The organism is Rhizobium sp. Pop5, from assembly GCF_024721175.1.
Taxonomy (GTDB): Bacteria; Pseudomonadota; Alphaproteobacteria; order Rhizobiales; family Rhizobiaceae; genus Rhizobium.
Genome location: NZ_CP099399.1, coordinates 3559524 through 3577500 on the forward strand (window position 1 = coordinate 3559524; position 17977 = coordinate 3577500).

Here is a 17977-nt window from a genome sequence, read left to right on the forward strand (position 1 = left end):
TGTTCCCTTCGACAAAACGCGCACATTTTCCTCCCACTGGTTCACTTGGGAACCTGGATCATCAAGGGAGGATGACATGCTTCATCAAAAGGTCGTCGAGTCACCGTTCAAGCTGAAATATGGCAACTACATCGGCGGCGAATGGCGCGAGCCGGTCGAAGGCAAATACTTCGAAAACCTGACGCCCGTCACCGGCGGCAAACTCTGCGACATTCCCCGTTCCGATGAAAAGGACATCAATCTGGCGCTCGACGCCGCCCATGCGGCCAAGGAAAAATGGGGGCGCACCTCCGCCGCCGAGCGCTCCAACATCCTCATGAAGATCGCCCAGCGCATGGAGGACAAGCTGGAATTGCTCGCCCAGGCCGAGACCTGGGACAACGGCAAGCCGATCCGCGAAACCATGGCCGCCGACATTCCGCTGGCGATCGACCATTTCCGCTACTTCGCCTCCTGCATCCGTGCCCAGGAAGGTTCGATCGGCGAGATCGACCACGATACCATCGCCTATCACTTCCACGAGCCGCTCGGCGTCGTCGGCCAGATCATTCCGTGGAACTTCCCCATCCTGATGGCGACCTGGAAACTGGCGCCGGCACTTGCCGCCGGCAACTGCGTGGTGCTGAAGCCCGCCGAGCAGACCCCGGCATCGATCCTGCTCTGGGCCGAACTCGTCGGCGATCTCCTGCCGCCCGGCGTACTCAACATCGTCAACGGCTTCGGTATCGAGGCCGGCAAGCCGCTGGCAACAAGCCCCCGCATCGCCAAGATCGCCTTCACCGGCGAGACGACGACCGGCCGGCTCATCATGCAATATGCCAGCCAGAACCTTATTCCGGTGACACTAGAACTCGGCGGCAAGTCACCGAACATCTTCTTCGCCGATGTGATGGCCGAAGACGACGACTTCTTCGACAAGGCGCTCGAAGGCTTTGCGATGTTTGCCTTGAACCAGGGCGAAGTCTGCACCTGCCCGAGCCGCGCCCTCGTCCAGGAATCGATCTACGACCGCTTCATGGAAAAGGCCGTCAAACGCGTCGAGGCGATCAAGCAGGGCAATCCGCTCGACACCGCGACAATGATCGGCGCCCAGGCCTCGACCGAGCAGCTCGAAAAGATCCTCGCCTATCTCGACATCGGCAAGCAGGAAGGCGCGGAAGTATTGACGGGCGGCTCTCGCAACGATCTCGGCGGCGAACTGGCCAACGGCTACTACGTCAAACCGACGGTCTTCAAGGGGCACAACAAAATGCGTGTGTTCCAGGAGGAAATCTTCGGACCGGTGGTCTCGGTCACGACCTTCAAGACCGAGAAGGAAGCGCTCGAAATCGCCAACGACACGCTCTACGGCCTCGGCGCCGGCGTCTGGAGCCGCGACGCCAACCGCTGCTACCGTTTCGGACGCGAGATCCAGGCCGGTCGCGTCTGGACCAACTGCTACCACGCCTACCCGGCCCATGCCGCCTTCGGCGGCTACAAACAGTCCGGCATCGGCCGTGAAACCCACAAGATGATGCTCGAGCATTACCAGCAGACCAAGAACATGCTGGTCAGCTACAGCCCGAAGGCGCTAGGCTTCTTCTGAGAAGCTTAGCCTGGCGGGAGGGGTCAAAACCCCTCCCCAACCCCTCCCCACAAGGGGGAGGGGCTTAACCCGCTGAACTGTCTTGCTTTGGAATTCGCGCATCTCCTTGCCGAGACTTCGGCGAGGAAAATTGCCGGAGCGGCACGATAGCCCCTCCCCCTTGTGGGGAGGGGTTGGGGAGGGGAATTCCCTCCAACTCTTGGAGGAAGAACAATGGAAACCACCGTCAACGGCGAACCGCGTGTTCTCGCAACCGACGCAGCCCTCGATCTGATTACGGAAATCCGGCGTGACCACCCCGATATCCTCTTCCACCAATCCGGGGGCTGCTGCGACGGCTCCTCGCCTATGTGTTATCCTGCCGATGAATTCATGATCGGCGACAGCGACGTCAAGCTCGGCGAAATCGGCGGCGTGCCGGTCTATATCAGCGCCAGCCAGTTCGAGGCATGGAAGCATACGCAGTTGATCATCGATGTCGTGCCAGGCCGCGGCGGCATGTTCTCGCTCGATAACGGCCGCGAGAAACGCTTCCTCACCCGCTCCCGCCTCTTCGGCGGCGGTGAGGCCTGCGCTGTGCCGGATGTGGCCGTCAAGGCTGTCTGATGCGGGTCGTACAGACCTCGTGCGCGTAGTTTTTCACCTGTAGTATTCCCATAGTACCTTCTGACCGCCGCTCTTTGTTAATCTCTGTCCGTTGGTTTCAAAGGAGGATACGATGCCAGCCTCAAAGATCCTGATGATCACGGGTGACTTCACCGAAGATTACGAAACGATGGTTCCGTTTCAGACGTTGCTTGCCTGCGGCTATACGGTCGACGCCGTCTGCCCGGGCAAGAAGGCGGGCGAGAGCGTCGCCACCGCCATTCACGATTTCGAGGGCGACCAGACCTACTCCGAAAAACGGGGGCATAATTTCGCGCTGAACGCCACGTTCGACAGCATACGCGCCGAAGATTACGATGCTCTCGTCATCCCCGGCGGCCGCGCACCGGAATATCTGCGCCTGAATGCCGACGTCATCAAATCCGTCCGGCACTTCTTCGATGCCGGAAAACCCGTCGCCGCCATCTGCCACGGCGCGCAACTGCTTGCCGCCGCCGGCGTGCTCAAGGGCCGGACCTGCTCGGCCTATCCCGCCTGCCGACCGGAAGTCGAACTTGCCGGCGGCATCTACGCCGATATTGCAATCACCGATGCGGTCTCCGACGGCAACTTGGTGACGGCGCCGGCCTGGCCGGCAAATCCATCGTGGCTGCGCCAGTTCATGGCCGTGCTCGATGCCGCAGCTCTGCTGGAAAGCAACGCCGCCTGAGGAAGGCGAGATCGGGAGGACGACATGTGCGAATTGTTCATCAAGGCGGATGCGCGGCTTTGGGAAAGCACCACCCGCTCGCTGCGCATCGATGGCATGGTCACCAGCGTCCGGCTTGAGAATTTCTTCTGGTCGAAGCTGGAGGAAATCGCCCGGCGCGACAGCATGAATGTGGTCCAGCTGATCACCCGCCTGCACCATGAATCGATCGATGCCGGCCACGATCTCGGCAACTTCACCTCCTTCCTGCGGGTCTGCTGCGCCCGCTATCTTGACCTGCAGCTCACCGGCGACATCCCGGCGGATGTTACCCGTCCGATCGCAGACCTCGACGCGCCTGTAATCCTTGGCCGCGAGCGAGCGAAATATCACTGAAGAGCCAGCCCGACGGGTCCATCGGCTGATGATGAAAGGCACTGCCCGCAGATAGCTCCGCGGGCAGTTCCGCAATATGCTCGATCTTGTCTTCGGCGCTGGGCTTGCGCTGCCAGGCAGCCTGGATCAAAAATGCATGGGCGCCGACAAGACAGGCGTAGCCAGGAGATCGAGCTATGAACGACCAGAAAGCCGTGATCGTCACGGGAGCCGGCGGCAATCTCGGCAGCGCCGTCGTTCGCGAACTGGCCGCATCAGGCGCGAAGCTCGTCTGCATGAACCGTTCGAGCCAGGAGCTGGAAGCCTTGGCCGGCGAACTTCCCCCCTCCACCGAGTTTTTATCGATCGCCGGAACGGAGCTCACCGATTACGCCTCGTGCGCCACCGCCGTCGCCCGGGCGGTCAAGCGCTTCGGCGGCATCAGCGCATTGGTCAACACCGTCGGCGGTTTCCGGATGGGGCCGGTCGGGCCCGAGGCGCCTGCGCAATGGGACATGATGATGACGGCGAACGCCCGTACCGCGCTGACGATCAGCGCCGCGGTTCTCCCGACGATGAAAGCCGCCGGCTACGGCCGCATCGTTCACATCGCCGCCGCGCCCGGCCTGAAGGCCGGTGCAAACCAGGCGGCTTATGCTGCATCGAAAGCCGCCGTCATCCGATTGACCGAAGCAATCGCGGCCGAATGCCGCGACGACCGCATCACCGCCAACTGCATCCTGCCAGGAACGATCGACACGCCCGAGAATCGCGCAGCCATGCCCAACGCGAAGACGGACGGCTGGGTATCGCCGCAATCGATCGCCCGCCTCGTCGCCTTTCTGATTTCGCCGGCCGCAGCCGTCGTCACCGGCGCGGCAATCCCGGCGACCGGCCGCGAATAGCGAAAGGATTCGTCCTTCCAGCCGGTGATGGGCCTCTGGTGTGAGGTACGGTCGTTTTGATAGTCTCGGAGAGGGGCTTTCGCATGAGGGCAATCGTTTCACGCGGTCCCTAATGCGGCGGACGCAAGACAGCGGGAGCTGGGGCACACGATGGCGTTGATGATCCTATTGCGGCGAAATTTGCCTGGCGGCGGTTCCCATGACTGACGGGCCGGCAGTACGAAGTATCGGCGAAACCAGCCTCCGCGGGGAATGGTTCCTCGGCGTCAGCATCGCAACCAGCCTGATATTCATCGCCTTCCCGCAACAGCTCTTCGGGCAGCTTTCCCACCCGTTTTGGTTCATCGTCGTTTTCGGGTGGCTGTTTGCCGTCGTTCTCGGCTCCGCCTTGTCGGTCGTTCGGCATGCCGATCGTCTGGCCGAACGGCTGAAAGAGCCTTACGGCACACTCATTCTGACGCTTGCCATCACCTCGATCGAAGTGATGGCAATCTCAGCCGTCATGATTCATGGCGAGAACAACCCAACGTTGGCGCGCGACACCCTGTTTGCGGTCGTCATGATCATCCTGAACGGCATGGTCGGTCTGTCGTTGCTGCTCGGCGCCTGGCGGCGGCCGGAACAGCAGCACAACCTTCAGGGCGCCAATGCCTATCTCGGGGTCATCGTACCGCTGGCAACGCTCAGCCTGGTCATGCCGACATTTCTTGCCGGCCCGGACGGACCACATCCATCGGCTCCGCGGCAACTGATACTCGGCGTGATATCGGTCGGCCTTTACACCACGTTTCTCTTCCTTCAGGCCGGTCGTCATCACGAATATTTCGCCGCCGACAGCAACCATCATGAGCATCAGAGCGATCAAGCCCCTCCTCGTGGGCCGGTCTGGCCTCATGCCGTCCTGCTTTTCGCCTACATGGGTCCCGTGGTCTTTCTGGTCGAACAGCTTGCCCTGCCGATCGACTACATCATCGAAACCCTGCGTGCTCCGACCGCGTTCGGCGGTGTCGTCATGGCCATCCTTGTCGCAACACCCGAGGCGATCAGCGCCGTGCGCGCATCCATCGCCAATAATCTGCAGCGCTCCATCAATATTTTCCTGGGTTCGGTCTTGTCCACGATCGGGTTGACGGTGCCGGCAATGCTCGTCATCAGCCGTCTCTACGGGCACCCGGTAACGCTTGGCCTGGAACATGGGGATCTGGTGATGCTCCTGCTCACGCTGGCCGTCAGCATCATCACCTTCGCCAGCGGCCGCACGCATCTCATGCAAGGCGCGGTCCATCTGGTGCTTTTCCTGGCTTACGTGCTGCTCATTTTCCAGCAATGACCCCCGCAGGAAATGTCTTCCTGCTGTCTTGCAGCCGCGGCTAAAGAACAGAAAAGTAAAGATTCCACGCTTCGTTCGTCTTCCGCTATGATCCCGGAAAATGTCACTCATCCCGCAGGCAATAGCGTCGCCTGCGGGATCGACGTGACAACCTGGAGGCCGGACTTGAGCTCATTGTTGCTTGGCGGGCTTGTATTTGTTTTTCTGTCGGCGGCAACGTCGATAGGAATGATGGTCCGCGCCCGCCTGCCGGATCACCATCTCAATTCGGAATCCAAAGACGTTATCCGGCTCGCGACCGCGGTGGTGGGAACGCTGTCTGCCCTAGCGCTCGGCCTGCTGATCGCATCCGCCAAATCGAGCTACGACAATGCCGAAGCGGAAATGAGAACAGCCGCAGCGCGAATATTGCTATTGGACCGCGTCATGGCCCATTACGGCCCGGAAACCGACGATGCGCGCCGGCTGCTGCGGGAACTCATAGAGAAGCGGTTGAGCCGCGGTTGGACGGCCGAGACCACCGACGAGGCATCAGGTACGGCGCTGGGGGAATATCAAGATATCGAAGCGGTTCAGGGCGACCTTCGATCGTTGTCGCCGCGGGATGACGTGCAGCGGTCTCTCCAGGCGCGCGCGCTTGAAGTGAGCGGCATGGTCGCCGAAACCCATTGGCTGCTGGTCGAATCCGGCCGTGAGGGCTTGCCCTGGGCATTTCTCGCCGTTCTCGTCTGTTGGCTCGGATTGCTTTTCTCCACCTTCGGGCTGCAGGCGCCGGTAAATCCAACAGTGCTCTCAATCCTGTTCGTTTGTGCCCTATCCGTCGCAGGTGCAGTCTTCCTGATCTCGGATATGGCCAATCCTTATGTCGGACTAGTCCGCGTTTCGGAGGCACCTTTGCAATCCGCCCTCGAACGGCTCGGAAAGCCGTAGCGACGTCTCCGTGCTTCGGCAGTTCAATTGCGCACCAAGGGCTATTGCAATTTGTAGCAATGCCGCGACATAATATCACATGCCTTGAACCTTCGGCAGGCCCGGGAGCCGCCGTCGAGGCGCGCATGAAGACTGGGGCTCGTGAATGTCGGGGCGGCGGCAATGCGTGGGAGAGTGCATCAGGCTCTGCAATTTTTCGTAACACTTGCCGGAATGGCAATTCTCGCCGGCTGCGAGGAGAGCGGCAACACCTATGTTCCTCCTCCGCCGCCTTCGGTTCGCGTCGCGCAGCCGGTCCAGCAGCCGGTAACGCTCTATTTCGAACTCACCGGCAATACCGCGCCGCTCAATTCCGTCGATATCGAGGCGCGCGTCCAGGGCTATATCCAATCCATCGACTATCAGGACGGCATGATGGTGAAGAAGGGCGCCAAGCTCTTCGGCATCGAGCGCGACACCTATCAGGCGCAGTTGGATCAGGCGAAAGCGTCGCTTGCCTCGCAACAAGCCTCCCAGGTCGGCGCGCAGCAGGAATATGACCGACAGGTCAATCTAATGAAACAACAGGTGACCACCCAGACCGCGGTCGACAGCGCCAAGGCGACGCTCGACGAGGCGAATGCCGCCATCCTCAATGCCCAGGCCAATCTCGAACTTGCGACCATCAATCTCGGCTATACCCAGGTTCTAGCCCCCTTCGACGGCATCGTCACGGATCATCTCGTCGATATCGGCGCGCTCGTCGGCATATCCGGTCCCACCAAACTCGCCAGCATCGTCCAGACCGATCCGCTCTATGCCTATTTCAACGTCAGCGAGACGCAGGTTCTGATGATCAAGCAAGATCTGGTCAAGCAGGGGCGCACTTTCAGGCAGACGGACCTTCCGAACATACCGGCGGAACTCGGCTTGCAGACGGAGGAAGGTTATCCGCACAAGGGGCATCTCGACTACGTATCGCCTCAGCTCGATGCCTCCACAGGCACGCTTCAGGTGCGCGCCCTGTTCGACAACAAGGATCACGCCATGTTGCCCGGCCTCTTCGTCAGGGTGCGCGTACCGGTCGGCCATAACGACAAGGCATTGCTGGTGCGTGACGACGCAATCGGCACCAACCAGCTGGGCAGCTACGTGCTCGTTCTCGGCAAGGACAATGTCATCGAACAGAAGCAGGTCAAGACGGGCCAGCGCGAAGGTGCGCTTCGCGTCATCGAGTCCGGCCTCGATCCAACTGATCAGGTCGTCATCCAAGGCGTCCAGCTTGCAATCCCGGGCAGCAAGGTTACGCCCGAGAAGATGGAAATGAACCCGGCGGCGAGTGCTGCCGGCGATGCAAAGGCCACGACCACGATGCAATGAATTCACCACCAGGCTTCATCTGAACGTCCAAGGACAACAGCATGATCTCGCGCTTCTTCATCGAGCGACCGGTACTCGCCAATGTTCTGGCGCTGGTCTTCGTGCTCATCGGCGCTGTCGCCCTGTTCCAACTGCCCGTGGCGCAATATCCGAACGTCGTTCCGCCGACCGTGCAGGTCACGACGCGCTTTCCCGGCGCCAGCGCGCAGACCCTCGTCGATACCGTCGCACTGCCGATCGAACAGCAGGTCAACGGCGTTCAGGACATGCTCTATATGCAGTCGACGAGCGCCAGCGACGGCACCTATTCCTTGATCGTGACCTTTGCCATCGGAACGGATCCTGATCAGGCGCAGGTTCTGGTGCAGAACCGCGTCGCCATCGCCATGTCGTCGCTTCCCGAAGCAGTGCAGCTTCAGGGCGTCACGACCCAGAAGAAATCGACAGCGATCCTCGGCTTCGTAACCCTGACCTCGCCCGACAGCCGCTATGACAGCCTGTTTCTGTCGAACTATGCCGTCATCAATCTGCAGAACGAACTCGCCCGCCTGCCCGGAGTCGGCAACGTGACCGTGTTCGGCGCCGGCCAATATGCCATGCGGATCTGGATGGATCCGAACCTGCTGCAGGCGCGCGGGTTGACCCCGCAGGATGTCGTCAATGTCGTGCAGCAGCAGAGCCAAGAAGTCGCGGCCGGCCAGATCGGCATCCCGCCCGTGCCGAAGGGGCAGGTCTTCCAGTATACGCTGAATGTCAACGGCCGGCTGAACGATGCGCCCGATTACGAGAACATCATCGTCAAGGTCGAAACCGGACAGGGTGGCCGCATCACGCGCGTGCGCGATATCGGTCGCGTCGAACTCGGCGCCCAGACCTACAGCCAGTCCTTCATGCAGAACGGCCGGCCCGCAGCCGGCATCGGCATTTTCCAGCTGCCCGAGGCGAACGCCATTGCCGTCGCGCAGGCGGTGAACGCGAAGATGGAGGAGCTCTCCAAGAGCTTCCCGCAAGGCCTCGAATATCATCTGCCGTTCGACACGACGAAATTCGTCAAGGCCTCCATCGATGAGGTCTACGTCACGCTGATCGAGGCGGGCGTGCTCGTTCTCATCGTCATTCTCGTTTTCCTGCAGGATTGGCGGGCGATGCTCGTACCCGCGACCACGGTTCCGGTCACCATCATTGGCGCCTTCGCCGCCATGGCGGCATTGGGTTTTACCGTCAACCTGTCGACGCTCTTTGCCATCGTTCTTGCCATCGGCATCGTCGTCGATGATGCCATCGTCATCGTCGAGGGCGTCGCCCGGCACATCGAGGCGGGCATGTCAGGCCGCAAGGCGGCGGAGAAGGCGATGGAGGAACTGCTCGGCCCCGTCATCGGCATCACGCTGGTGCTGATGGCCGTCTTCATCCCGGCCGCCTTCCTGCCCGGCCTGACCGGCCAGCTCTACCGGCAGTTCGCACTTGTCATCGCCGCAACGGCACTGATCAGCGCCATCAATGCCGTCACGCTGAAACCGACCCAATGCGCCCTCTGGCTGCGGGCGCCGGTGCCTTTGGAAAAACGCAATGTCTTTTACCGTGGCTTCAACAGGGGCTACGATTGGGGCGAACGCCACTATGCCGGCCTGATCGGATCGATGACCCGCCACAGCGGCATCATGGCCCTCGCGGCCCTTGCGCTGATCGGCGTCGCCGTCTGGGGGCTGACGCGCCTGCCGACCGCGTTCCTGCCCATCGAGGATCAGGGCTATGTGCTGATCAGCACGCAATTGCCCGACGGCGCCTCGAAGGAACGGACGGATGCCGTGATGGAAGAGGTCGGCAAGATCGCCGAGGCCACGCCGGGCGTCGATCAGGTTCTGACCATCAGCGGAATTTCCGTTCTCGACAACAATGCCAGCCTGCAGAATGCCGGTGTGGCCTATGTCGTCCTCAAGGATTGGGATGAGCGCGGCAAGGAGAAAGGGCAGGACCTGCTGTCGATCTACCAGCATTTGAATGGCGCGCTGCAAAGCGTGCTGTCCGCCAAGACGCTTGTCGTCGTGCCGCCTCCGATCCAGGGCGTCGGCAACGCCAGCGGCTTCACCATGCAGGTCGAGATCAGGAACGGCGTTTCCGACTATCCGCTGCTGCAATCGCTTGCCGATACGATCGTCAAGAACGGCGATGCCCAATCGTCGCTACAGAGGCTGAGTACGCCTTTCCGCTCGAACGTGCCGCAACTTGCCGTTTCCGTGGATCGCATCAAGGCTGAGACACTGGGAATCGCGGTAAGCCAGGTCTTTTCTGCTCTCTCCGGCTATGTCGGATCGAGCTATGTGACCCAGTTCAACAAATTCGGCCGCACCTTCCAGGTCTATGTGCAAGCCGCATCCGATTTCCGCGTCAGCCCCGAAGACATTCGCAACCTCAAGGTCAAGGCCGGCGACGGGACGATGGTGCCGCTCGGCACGGTCGTCGATGTCACCATGACGCAAGGTCCTTCTCTGATCAGCCTCTACAACCTCTATCCCACGGCCACCATCGTTGGCGCGCCGGCCGCCGGTTTCAGCTCCGGCCAGGCGCTCGATGTCATGGAGCAGATTGCCGATCACACGCTGCCCCCAGGCGTCGGCTTCGAATGGACGGCGCTCTCCTACCAGGAGAAGGCGGTCGGCGGTCAGATCTATTTCGTCTTCGCGCTCGCCATGCTCCTCGTCTATTTCGTCCTGGCGGGCCAATACGAAAGCTGGATTCTACCGCTGGCGGTCATATTGGCCGTGCCGCTCGCTCTCCTCGGCACGGTGGCGGTGCTGATGGCGGTGGGGGCCGCCAATAATCTCTATACCCAGATCGGCATCATCCTGCTGATTGCGCTCGCAGCCAAGAATGCCATCCTTATCGTCGAATATGCGAGGGAAAAGCGGGCGGAAGGCATGGAAATCCTCGACGCGGCCGTCGAGGCGGCGCGCCTGCGTTTCCGGCCCATTCTGATGACCTCCTTCGCCTTTATCCTCGGCGTCCTGCCGCTGGTGCTCGCGACAGGCGCCGGTGCATCGGCCCGCAAATCGATCGGCATATCGGTCTTCAGCGGCATGATCGCCTCGACATGCCTTGCCGTGCTCTTCGTGCCGTCCTTCTACGTCCTGTTGCAGCGCCTCGAGGAGTATTGGAAGCGCCGCCCCAAGGCCGAAGAGGTTTCAAAAGCCGAAATATCGAAGGTGGGATAGGGCAGCCGCAATCGCTACTGCACGATCACCTGCACGTAAACGCCGCCGCTCTTGGCGTAATAAAGGGAGCCGCATCGATAGTAGTAACCGCCGTAATAAGGGCCGTAGAGGCACCCCGGCGGAAGCACGGCGATCGTCGTCGCCGTCCGCACGACCCGGCGCGTCGTTCGGCGGGCAACACCCGCATAGGAGAGCGGCGTCAGCGGCCGGCCGATGACCGCCCCCGCCGGCGTGGCAAAGCCGATCGACAACGGAATGGCTCCCTGCCCTTCGATGCGAAAGTCGGTAAATGTCAGGACTCCGGCAAGGCCGAGAGCGAGCAGCAGCTTGTTGCGGTTCATTTCACTTCTCCCGTATCGGCAGGGGCCGGAAGCTCATCGAGCGATTGCAATTCGCTGAGATCGACCGTCTTCGCGCCCGCTGGAATCTCGATGCTGTAGGAAGCAGCCGCGACATCAGCCCCGCTCTTGAAATCGCTGATTTCGAGCGTGTATTGCGGCGCCTGGACGATGTGTTTGCTGGTGATGACGTAACGGCGCGGTATGGGTTGCGAACCGGCCTGTATCCAGATCTGCCAATCGATCTCAGGTGTTCGGAAGGCCAAGTAGTCGCACTCGACGCCGTCCACGAAAGCGCTGGAAATGTGCTTCGCCTCGGTGACATCGGTCATCAGCACGTCATAGACGTCGGAGGACAGCAGATCCGCGCCCGGCGCCTCCACGCCTGCGGTCATCATCCTGTCGATCAGATCATCGAGCGAACCTTTGCCATCGATCTTGGCATAGGCGTCGAGGTTCTTGCCGTGAACCGTCAGCGACGAGCCATCGAAACTGACATCGACGTCGGCAAAGCCGCCGGTCCGCGTGACACGCAGCTTGTCGGGACGCGTCAGATTGGCGGTGCCGGAGCTGACGAACTGGAGCTTCTCGAAATCAGGCGTCACCGCTTCGAGCGACGATTGGTAGGTAAACGATATTGTCTTCTGCGCCGCCAGAAAATCGGACATCTTCTTGAGCAGCTCTTTTGCATCATCCGCCCAGGCGCTCGTCGGCAGCGCCAAACTGACGGAAACCGACGCATATATGAACATCCGCTTCAATCGCGGAAAAGGGAAAGTCGATGACATGGCAATGCCTTTCGTTCGTGTCGTCATTGATTTCATCGAATTGCAGATGACGGCTCCGGGGCATGCCGCAGCCGGATATGAAATGTGAGAGATGCAAACCATGCATGCAGGCAGGCGAAGGGCCTTTCCTGCCTTGGCGGCACCGCGCTCGTCGAATTTCCCGCCGGAGCGCGATAGCCTCTTCCGGGGAGCAGCTTTCGAACGGGCGCTACAATCCCGAGGTCAGAACCCTATGGCAGGCCGGCGACACGCGCTGCAGATTGTCCCGCAGGCAGGCAATGCCCCGCCCTCCTCCCAGGGGCACCCTGCGGCACAAGGCCCGGAAGTCCGGTCCGCAGGTCTCCCTGAGGATCATCAATTCCTCGCGTGGAGAAAAAGCCGGCATCATGCCCGCGGGAGCCGGCGTAGTCGCCGGCGCCGCGCCAGCATTACCGGATGCCGGGGCCGATCCTCCCAATGCTGCAACGGCCTGCTGGCATGGCGCCGATAAAGCAGCGTTATGCTGCTGCAGGCAACTGAGCGCCTCGGCGCCTCCCGGCGTTACGCCGGAACATTGCGCCATGAAATCGCGCTGGCAGGCCGATTTGACCGCATTGCGCTGCGCCTGCGTCGGCTGATGCGCGGGCGTGCCGGTCGCGGGTGCCGGTGTTGTCGCCCCGGTCGTCGCAGGTGCCGCCGGGGCCGGCTCAGCCGATGTCGATTTGGGCTTGGTGCTAATCGCCGATACAGCCTTCCGGCAGCCTGCCGAAAGCGTGGCGCTATGCTGTTGCAGGCATGTGAGCGCCTCAATGCCCCCCGGCGTCACTCCCGAGCATTGCGCCATGAAGTCGGAGCGGCACTCTGACTTTATCGCATTGCGCTGCTCTTCGGTCGGCGCTTGTGCGGAAGCAATGCCGGCAGAGAGCACCATTGCGCAGAGCGCTAGGAAGCCCGATTTTGCCGACAAAAGACAACGTCTCCGATATGGAGGCGTCAGTAGAGAAGATGCCCGTTTTCGCATTACCCCCTCCCGTAACGCTTTGATTTACTTTATCAAACCGCGCCGTCTTTCTGAAAAGAACGACGGCCGCCGCCAAGAATGGACGGACGTTGCTTACTGAATGGAAATATTAGAGCGCCTGATCTACATATATTGGAATATTATTATTTTAGCAACTATCTAAAGCGTGACACAACCTTTCAGATATGCCAGCCGCACTTCAAGTCCCAGGCTTTCTGCCTATCTCGATGCCGAACGGTGGCGTCCTTTTGGACGACATACTTCCTTTCGAGATCGGTTCCGATTTCAGGTCGATACATCGAAAATCGATCGCATGCTTTTGCCGGACCGCCCGCTTCTACCGCCTGATTTCGACCGGCGTACCATCCGGCACCACCCGCCAGACCTCTTCCATTTCCACATCGGTGACAGCCACACAGCCCGCCGTCCAGTCCACCCAGCGGTGAAAGATCCCCAGCCAACCGAGGCCGTTGCGAATGCCATGGATCATGATGTCGTCACCAGGTTTCTCACCGCGCACGACGGCGGCCGCAGTGTCCCGAGCATCGGGATAGCTGATGTGCAGCGAGAGGTGGAAAGCGCTGCGCGGGTTCCGCGCATCGATCAGGTAGCTCCCCTCCGGCGTCCGGTTATCCCCTTCCCGCGTCTTCGCTTTCAGACCACCACGCCCCAAGGAAACGGCATAGGTTCTCAAGGTCTGCCCACCGCTGAATAGTGTCATCGTATGGCCGGTCTTGTCGATGAAGACGGAATCGGCCCGCGCATCTGCAGGCAGGGACGGCCCGGCATCCCGTCCAAGAATAGCAATCCCTGCAATTGCCGCTGCCCCTGCGCCAACGCCAAACACCAGCAGCTTCAACTTCATCGACGATTCCTTTGCCATACCTCCAGCGCAGATTGCGCACGCAGCGCGAGCTGGGCAAGACGCCTGGGAAGGCCTTTCCGGGTCTCTCGCTGGCGAGGAAACGGCCGCTGTTCTCGAGGCGGTTCCGGCTTCGGCATTTTTGACCCGAGCTGGATTGTTTTGTTGAGGTCCAGAAACGCAAAAAGCCCGCTGATAGCGGGCTATTTGGTAGTCCATAAAGGGAAGAGATTTGGTTGCGGGGGCAGGATTTGAACCTGCGGCCTTCAGGTTATGAGCCTGACGAGCTACCGGGCTGCTCCACCCCGCGCCATCGCAAATCGTTTTGATTTGCGTCAGTATATTAACACAAAAGGCCGCGTTAAGCGGCCCTTTAGTGACGGCATGGGCCGTTTGCTGTTCAGAGAAGATATTGAGTTGCGCTTTGCAGACCTGGCAGCGACCTACTCTCCCGCGTCTTAAGACGAAGTACCATGGGCGCAGGGGCGTTTCACGGCCGTGTTCGGAAAGGGAACGGGTGCAGCCACCCCGCCATAACCACCAGGTCGGCAAAGCGCAACTTAATGTTTGAGAAGCTGGCAGGCGTTAGCCTGTTTTTTTGAACACGTCTTACCTTTCGCGATGGCCGTCGGCCAGAGGCCGCAAGCGCAAGGCGCGTCCGCAGCGCCTTTGGCGCGTGAGGACAGAAGGTCAGGCTCATCGAACTTTGTTCGATGAGCATAGTCAATGAGAACGATCAAGCCGATCGAGCTATTAGTACCGGTAAGCTTCATGCGTTGCCGCACTTCCACACCCGGCCTATCAACGTGGTCGTCTTCCACGGCTCTGATAGGGAACACTCGTTTTCAGGTGGGTTTCCCGCTTAGATGCCTTCAGCGGTTATCCCGTCCATATATAGCTACCCTGCTATGCCCTTGGCAGGACAACAGGTCCACCAGAGATATGTCCATCCCGGTCCTCTCGTACTAGGGACAGATCCTGTCAATATTCCTACACCCACGGCAGATAGGGACCGAACTGTCTCACGACGTTCTGAACCCAGCTCACGTACCGCTTTAATTGGCGAACAGCCAAACCCTTGGGACCTGCTCCAGCCCCAGGATGCGATGAGCCGACATCGAGGTGCCAAACAACCCCGTCGATATGGACTCTTGGGGGTCATCAGCCTGTTATCCCCGGCGTACCTTTTATCCGTTGAGCGATGGCCCTTCCACGCGGGACCACCGGATCACTATGACCGACTTTCGTCTCTGCTCGACTTGTCAGTCTCGCAGTCAGGCGGGCTTATGCCATTGCACTCGACGACCGATTTCCGACCGGTCTGAGCCCACCATCGCGCGCCTCCGTTACTCTTTCGGAGGCGACCGCCCCAGTCAAACTACCCACCATACACTGTCCCGGACCCGGATGACGGGTCGCGGTTAGACATCCATGACGATAAGGGTGGTATTTCAAGGATGGCTCCACGGAAACTGGCGTCCCCGCTTCAAAGCCTACCACCTATCCTACACATGCCGACACGAATGCCAGTGTAAAGCTATAGTAAAGGTGCACGGGGTCTTTCCGTCTGACCGCAGGAACCCCGCATCTTCACGGGGAATTCAATTTCACTGAGTCTATGTTGGAGACAGCGGGGAAGTCGTTACGCCATTCGTGCAGGTCGGAACTTACCCGACAAGGAATTTCGCTACCTTAGGACCGTTATAGTTACGGCCGCCGTTTACTGGGGCTTCGATTCAAAGCTTGCACCTCTCCTCTTAACCTTCCAGCACCGGGCAGGCGTCAGACCCTATACGTCGTCTTGCGACTTCGCAGAGCCCTGTGTTTTTGATAAACAGTCGCTACCCCCTGGTCTGTGCCACCCCATAATAGTTGCCTAGCATGGGGTCACGCTTCTTCCGAAGTTACGCGTGCAATTTGCCGAGTTCCTTCAACATAGTTCTCTCAAGCGCCTTGGTATACTCTACCTGACCACCTGTGTCGGTTTCGGGTACGGTCTATACGGTGGAGCTATTTCCTGGAACCGCTCCGCTGCCCATCCAATCCAATAAGAATGAACAACTTGTGCAATCCGTCACTACCACCAGGCCCACGAATATTAACGTGGTTCCCATCGACTACGCGTGTCCGCCTCGTCTTAGGGGCCGGCTAACCCTGCTCAGATTAACTTTAAGCAGGAACCCTTGGTCTTTCGGCGAGAGGGTCTCTCACCCTCTTTATCGTTACTCATGTCAACATTCGCACTTCCGATACCTCCAGGAGCCCTCACAGGTCTCCCTTCATCAGCTTACGGAACGCTCCGCTACCACGTGTATTGCTACACATCCTCAGCTTCGGTGCATGGCTTCAGCCCCGTTACATTTTCGGCGCAAAGACCCTTATTTAGACCAGTGAGCTGTTACGCTTTCTTTAAATGATGGCTGCTTCTAAGCCAACATCCTGGTTGTTTTGGGATCCTCACATCCTTTCCCACTTAGCCATGACTTGGGGACCTTAGCTGGAGGTTAGGGTTGTTGCCCTTTTCACGACGGACGTTAGCACCCGCCGTGTGTCTGCCGAGTAGTACTCCCCGGTATTCGGAGTTTGGTTAGGATCAGTAAGACGGTGAGTCCCCATAGCCCATCCAGTGCTCTACCCCCGGGGGTATTCGCTCGACGCTCTACCTAAATAGATTTCGCGGAGAACCAGCTATTTCCGAGTTTGATTGGCCTTTCACCCCTAGCCACAAGTCATCCCAATCTATTGCAACAGATGCGGGTTCGGTCCTCCAGTTGGTGTTACCCAACCTTCAACCTGCTCATGGCTAGATCACTCGGTTTCGGGTCTAATGCAACAAACTATATCGCCCTATTCAGACTCGCTTTCGCTGCGCCTACACCTACCGGCTTAAGCTTGCTTGTTACACTAAGTCGTTGACCCATTATACAAAAGGTACGCCGTCACCCTTACAGGCTCCGACTGTTTGTAGGCATCCGGTTTCAGGTTCTATTTCACTCCCCTTGTCGGGGTGCTTTTCACCTTTCCCTCACGGTACTTGTTCGCTATCGGTCATGCACGAGTACTTAGGCTTGGAGAGTGGTCTCCCCATGTTCAGACAGGATTTCTCGTGTCCCGCCCTACTCTAGGACAATCGTGATATCTACGCGTACGGGGCTGTCACCCACTACGGCCGCACTTTCCAGAGCGTTCCACTTTAATCACAATTGCCACTGGCCTGGTCCGCGTTCGCTCGCCACTACTTGCGGAGTCTCGGTTGATGTCCTTTCCTGCAGGTACTTAGATGTTTCAGTTCCCTGCGTTCGCTTCTTACACCCTATGTATTCAGGTGTAGATACCTTATCACAATGCTTGGAAACCCAAGCCGACCGCAGTCAGTTTGGATTTTCCAAGCATTTAAGGTGGGTTGCCCCATTCGGAGATCCATGGATCAAAGCTCATTCGCAGCTCCCCACGGCTTTTCGCAGCGTATCACGTCCTTCATCGCCTGTGCATGCCAAGGCATCCACCAAATGCCCTTACGACACTTAATCGTTCTCATTGCCAATGCTCATCATCTCGCTGCCCGCATCCCGAAGGAAACGGCAACAGACCGGGTTACCTTTTACAACCCAGTCAATCCAACAATGCCATCGACGTGTTCGACCTGATCACTTTATTGGAGCTACGCCGAGCAGCTCGCTTGTGTCAGGTCTTAAGACCAGCTTCTCGAGATTTGATCCGATACCGCGCGGTCAGGCAACGGTAATCCGATCGTCCGTCAGACGTGGCCCAAAGGCCACGAACAACACGCGACAAACCGCTATGCGGTTTGCGCTGACGATCCAGAGCGACAAGCTTCCTACCTACCTCCAGTCCTTCCCCTATATCCGGCCGGCTAGGCCATCCATAGGATCAGCAGAACTGGGCTCGGACGCCATGGGCCAAAACCCACAACACCTGGAAGCCTCCAGATCAATCTTCTCTTCACAATGTATGCAGAACAGGCATCAGGCTCAAAGC

14 protein-coding genes, 1 tRNA gene and 2 rRNA genes are annotated in these 17977 nt (G+C 59.5%); 10 read left to right on the forward strand and 7 right to left on the reverse strand.

From position 1 onward, the window contains the following. Positions 1-76: 76 nt before the first annotated feature. The 9 genes from adh (at position 77) to NE852_RS19705 (ending at position 10990) form a co-directional block, all read left to right on the forward strand. A complete protein-coding gene (adh, locus tag NE852_RS19665; RefSeq protein ID WP_008536595.1) occupies positions 77-1585 on the forward strand; it encodes an aldehyde dehydrogenase in 1509 nt (502 codons plus the stop codon). A gap of 213 nt (positions 1586-1798) precedes the next feature. Continuing rightward, complete coding sequence (locus NE852_RS19670) at positions 1799-2191, forward strand: DUF779 domain-containing protein (protein ID WP_008536592.1); 393 nt, start codon at positions 1799-1801, stop codon at positions 2189-2191. A gap of 112 nt (positions 2192-2303) precedes the next feature. Continuing rightward, on the forward strand, positions 2304-2900 hold the full coding sequence (locus NE852_RS19675; protein WP_258155970.1) for a DJ-1/PfpI family protein: 597 nt from the start codon (positions 2304-2306) through the stop codon (positions 2898-2900). Positions 2901-2924: 24 nt separating this feature from the next. Next, positions 2925-3275, forward strand: a complete 351-nt coding sequence (locus NE852_RS19680) for a ribbon-helix-helix domain-containing protein (RefSeq protein ID WP_008536591.1) — start codon at positions 2925-2927, stop codon at positions 3273-3275. Positions 3276-3451: 176 nt separating this feature from the next. Beyond that, positions 3452-4159 (forward strand): SDR family NAD(P)-dependent oxidoreductase, encoded by a 708-nt coding sequence (locus NE852_RS19685; RefSeq protein WP_008536590.1) that lies wholly within the window; start codon positions 3452-3454, stop codon positions 4157-4159. Between the two features lie 199 nt (positions 4160-4358). After that, on the forward strand, positions 4359-5489 hold the full coding sequence (locus tag NE852_RS19690) for a calcium:proton antiporter (protein ID WP_008536589.1): 1131 nt from the start codon (positions 4359-4361) through the stop codon (positions 5487-5489). 165 nt (positions 5490-5654) lie between these two features. Further along, positions 5655-6419 carry a DUF4239 domain-containing protein gene (locus NE852_RS19695; RefSeq protein WP_258155971.1) on the forward strand — a complete coding sequence of 255 codons (765 nt, stop codon included), beginning with the start codon at positions 5655-5657 and terminating at the stop codon, positions 6417-6419. A 162-nt stretch (positions 6420-6581) separates the two neighbouring features. Next, positions 6582-7778 carry an efflux RND transporter periplasmic adaptor subunit gene (locus NE852_RS19700; RefSeq protein WP_037175742.1) on the forward strand — a complete coding sequence of 399 codons (1197 nt, stop codon included), beginning with the start codon at positions 6582-6584 and terminating at the stop codon, positions 7776-7778. 41 nt (positions 7779-7819) lie between these two features. Next, positions 7820-10990, forward strand: a complete 3171-nt coding sequence (locus tag NE852_RS19705) for an efflux RND transporter permease subunit (protein ID WP_258155972.1) — start codon at positions 7820-7822, stop codon at positions 10988-10990. 14 nt (positions 10991-11004) lie between these two features. On the opposite strand, the gene NE852_RS19710 is transcribed toward NE852_RS19705, so the two are convergent. Together NE852_RS19710 and NE852_RS19715 are read right to left on the reverse strand one after the other, a co-directional pair. Further along, the gene (locus tag NE852_RS19710) at positions 11005-11331 is read right to left on the reverse strand and encodes a hypothetical protein (protein ID WP_008536578.1); all 327 of its coding nucleotides are present in this window, start codon (positions 11329-11331) and stop codon (positions 11005-11007) included. Beyond that, complete coding sequence (locus tag NE852_RS19715; protein ID WP_037175735.1) at positions 11328-12116, reverse strand: DUF2092 domain-containing protein; 789 nt, start codon at positions 12114-12116, stop codon at positions 11328-11330. Before NE852_RS19715 ends, NE852_RS19710 begins: the two co-directional genes overlap by 4 nt. Between NE852_RS19715 and NE852_RS19720 the strand changes: the two genes are divergently transcribed. Continuing rightward, positions 12073-12204, forward strand: coding sequence for a hypothetical protein (locus NE852_RS19720; protein ID WP_258156727.1), 132 nt, complete (start codon positions 12073-12075; stop codon positions 12202-12204). The two genes, NE852_RS19715 and NE852_RS19720, sit on opposite strands and share 44 nt — an antisense overlap. Positions 12205-12324: 120 nt before the next feature. Here the strand turns inward: NE852_RS19720 and NE852_RS19725 are convergent, their stop codons facing one another. The 5 genes from NE852_RS19725 to NE852_RS19745 all read right to left on the reverse strand — a co-directional run bounded on the left by NE852_RS19725 (position 12325) and on the right by NE852_RS19745 (position 17508). Next, on the reverse strand, positions 12325-13116 hold the full coding sequence (locus NE852_RS19725; RefSeq protein WP_258155973.1) for a hypothetical protein: 792 nt from the start codon (positions 13114-13116) through the stop codon (positions 12325-12327). 337 nt (positions 13117-13453) lie between these two features. Continuing rightward, complete coding sequence (locus NE852_RS19730; RefSeq protein WP_008536805.1) at positions 13454-13981, reverse strand: murein L,D-transpeptidase family protein; 528 nt, start codon at positions 13979-13981, stop codon at positions 13454-13456. Positions 13982-14211: 230 nt separating this feature from the next. Beyond that, positions 14212-14288 (reverse strand) — tRNA-Met (locus NE852_RS19735). A 120-nt stretch (positions 14289-14408) separates the two neighbouring features. Continuing rightward, positions 14409-14523: ribosomal RNA gene (rrf, locus tag NE852_RS19740) — 5S ribosomal RNA — on the reverse strand. A gap of 187 nt (positions 14524-14710) precedes the next feature. Further along, positions 14711-17508: ribosomal RNA gene (locus NE852_RS19745) — 23S ribosomal RNA — on the reverse strand. Positions 17509-17977 lie beyond the last annotated feature (469 nt).

Excerpts from the sequence above, each read along its gene's own strand:
- NE852_RS19725 (WP_258155973.1), bottom strand. The coding sequence starts at position 13,116 with ATGCGAAAACGGGCATCTTCTCTACTGACGCCTCCATATCGGAGACGT.
- NE852_RS19685 (WP_008536590.1), top strand. The coding sequence starts at position 3,452 with ATGAACGACCAGAAAGCCGTGATCGTCACGGGAGCCGGCGGCAATCTC.
- NE852_RS19710 (WP_008536578.1), bottom strand. The coding sequence starts at position 11,331 with ATGAACCGCAACAAGCTGCTGCTCGCTCTCGGCCTTGCCGGAGTCCTG.
- NE852_RS19680 (WP_008536591.1), top strand. The coding sequence starts at position 2,925 with ATGTGCGAATTGTTCATCAAGGCGGATGCGCGGCTTTGGGAAAGCACC.
- NE852_RS19730 (WP_008536805.1), bottom strand. The coding sequence starts at position 13,981 with ATGAAGTTGAAGCTGCTGGTGTTTGGCGTTGGCGCAGGGGCAGCGGCA.
- NE852_RS19670 (WP_008536592.1), top strand. The coding sequence starts at position 1,799 with ATGGAAACCACCGTCAACGGCGAACCGCGTGTTCTCGCAACCGACGCA.
- NE852_RS19720 (WP_258156727.1), top strand. The coding sequence starts at position 12,073 with ATGAACATCCGCTTCAATCGCGGAAAAGGGAAAGTCGATGACATGGCA.
- NE852_RS19675 (WP_258155970.1), top strand. The coding sequence starts at position 2,304 with ATGCCAGCCTCAAAGATCCTGATGATCACGGGTGACTTCACCGAAGAT.
- adh (WP_008536595.1), top strand. The coding sequence starts at position 77 with ATGCTTCATCAAAAGGTCGTCGAGTCACCGTTCAAGCTGAAATATGGC.
- NE852_RS19705 (WP_258155972.1), top strand. The coding sequence starts at position 7,820 with ATGATCTCGCGCTTCTTCATCGAGCGACCGGTACTCGCCAATGTTCTG.
- NE852_RS19690 (WP_008536589.1), top strand. The coding sequence starts at position 4,359 with ATGACTGACGGGCCGGCAGTACGAAGTATCGGCGAAACCAGCCTCCGC.
- NE852_RS19700 (WP_037175742.1), top strand. The coding sequence starts at position 6,582 with ATGCGTGGGAGAGTGCATCAGGCTCTGCAATTTTTCGTAACACTTGCC.
- NE852_RS19715 (WP_037175735.1), bottom strand. The coding sequence starts at position 12,116 with ATGTCATCGACTTTCCCTTTTCCGCGATTGAAGCGGATGTTCATATAT.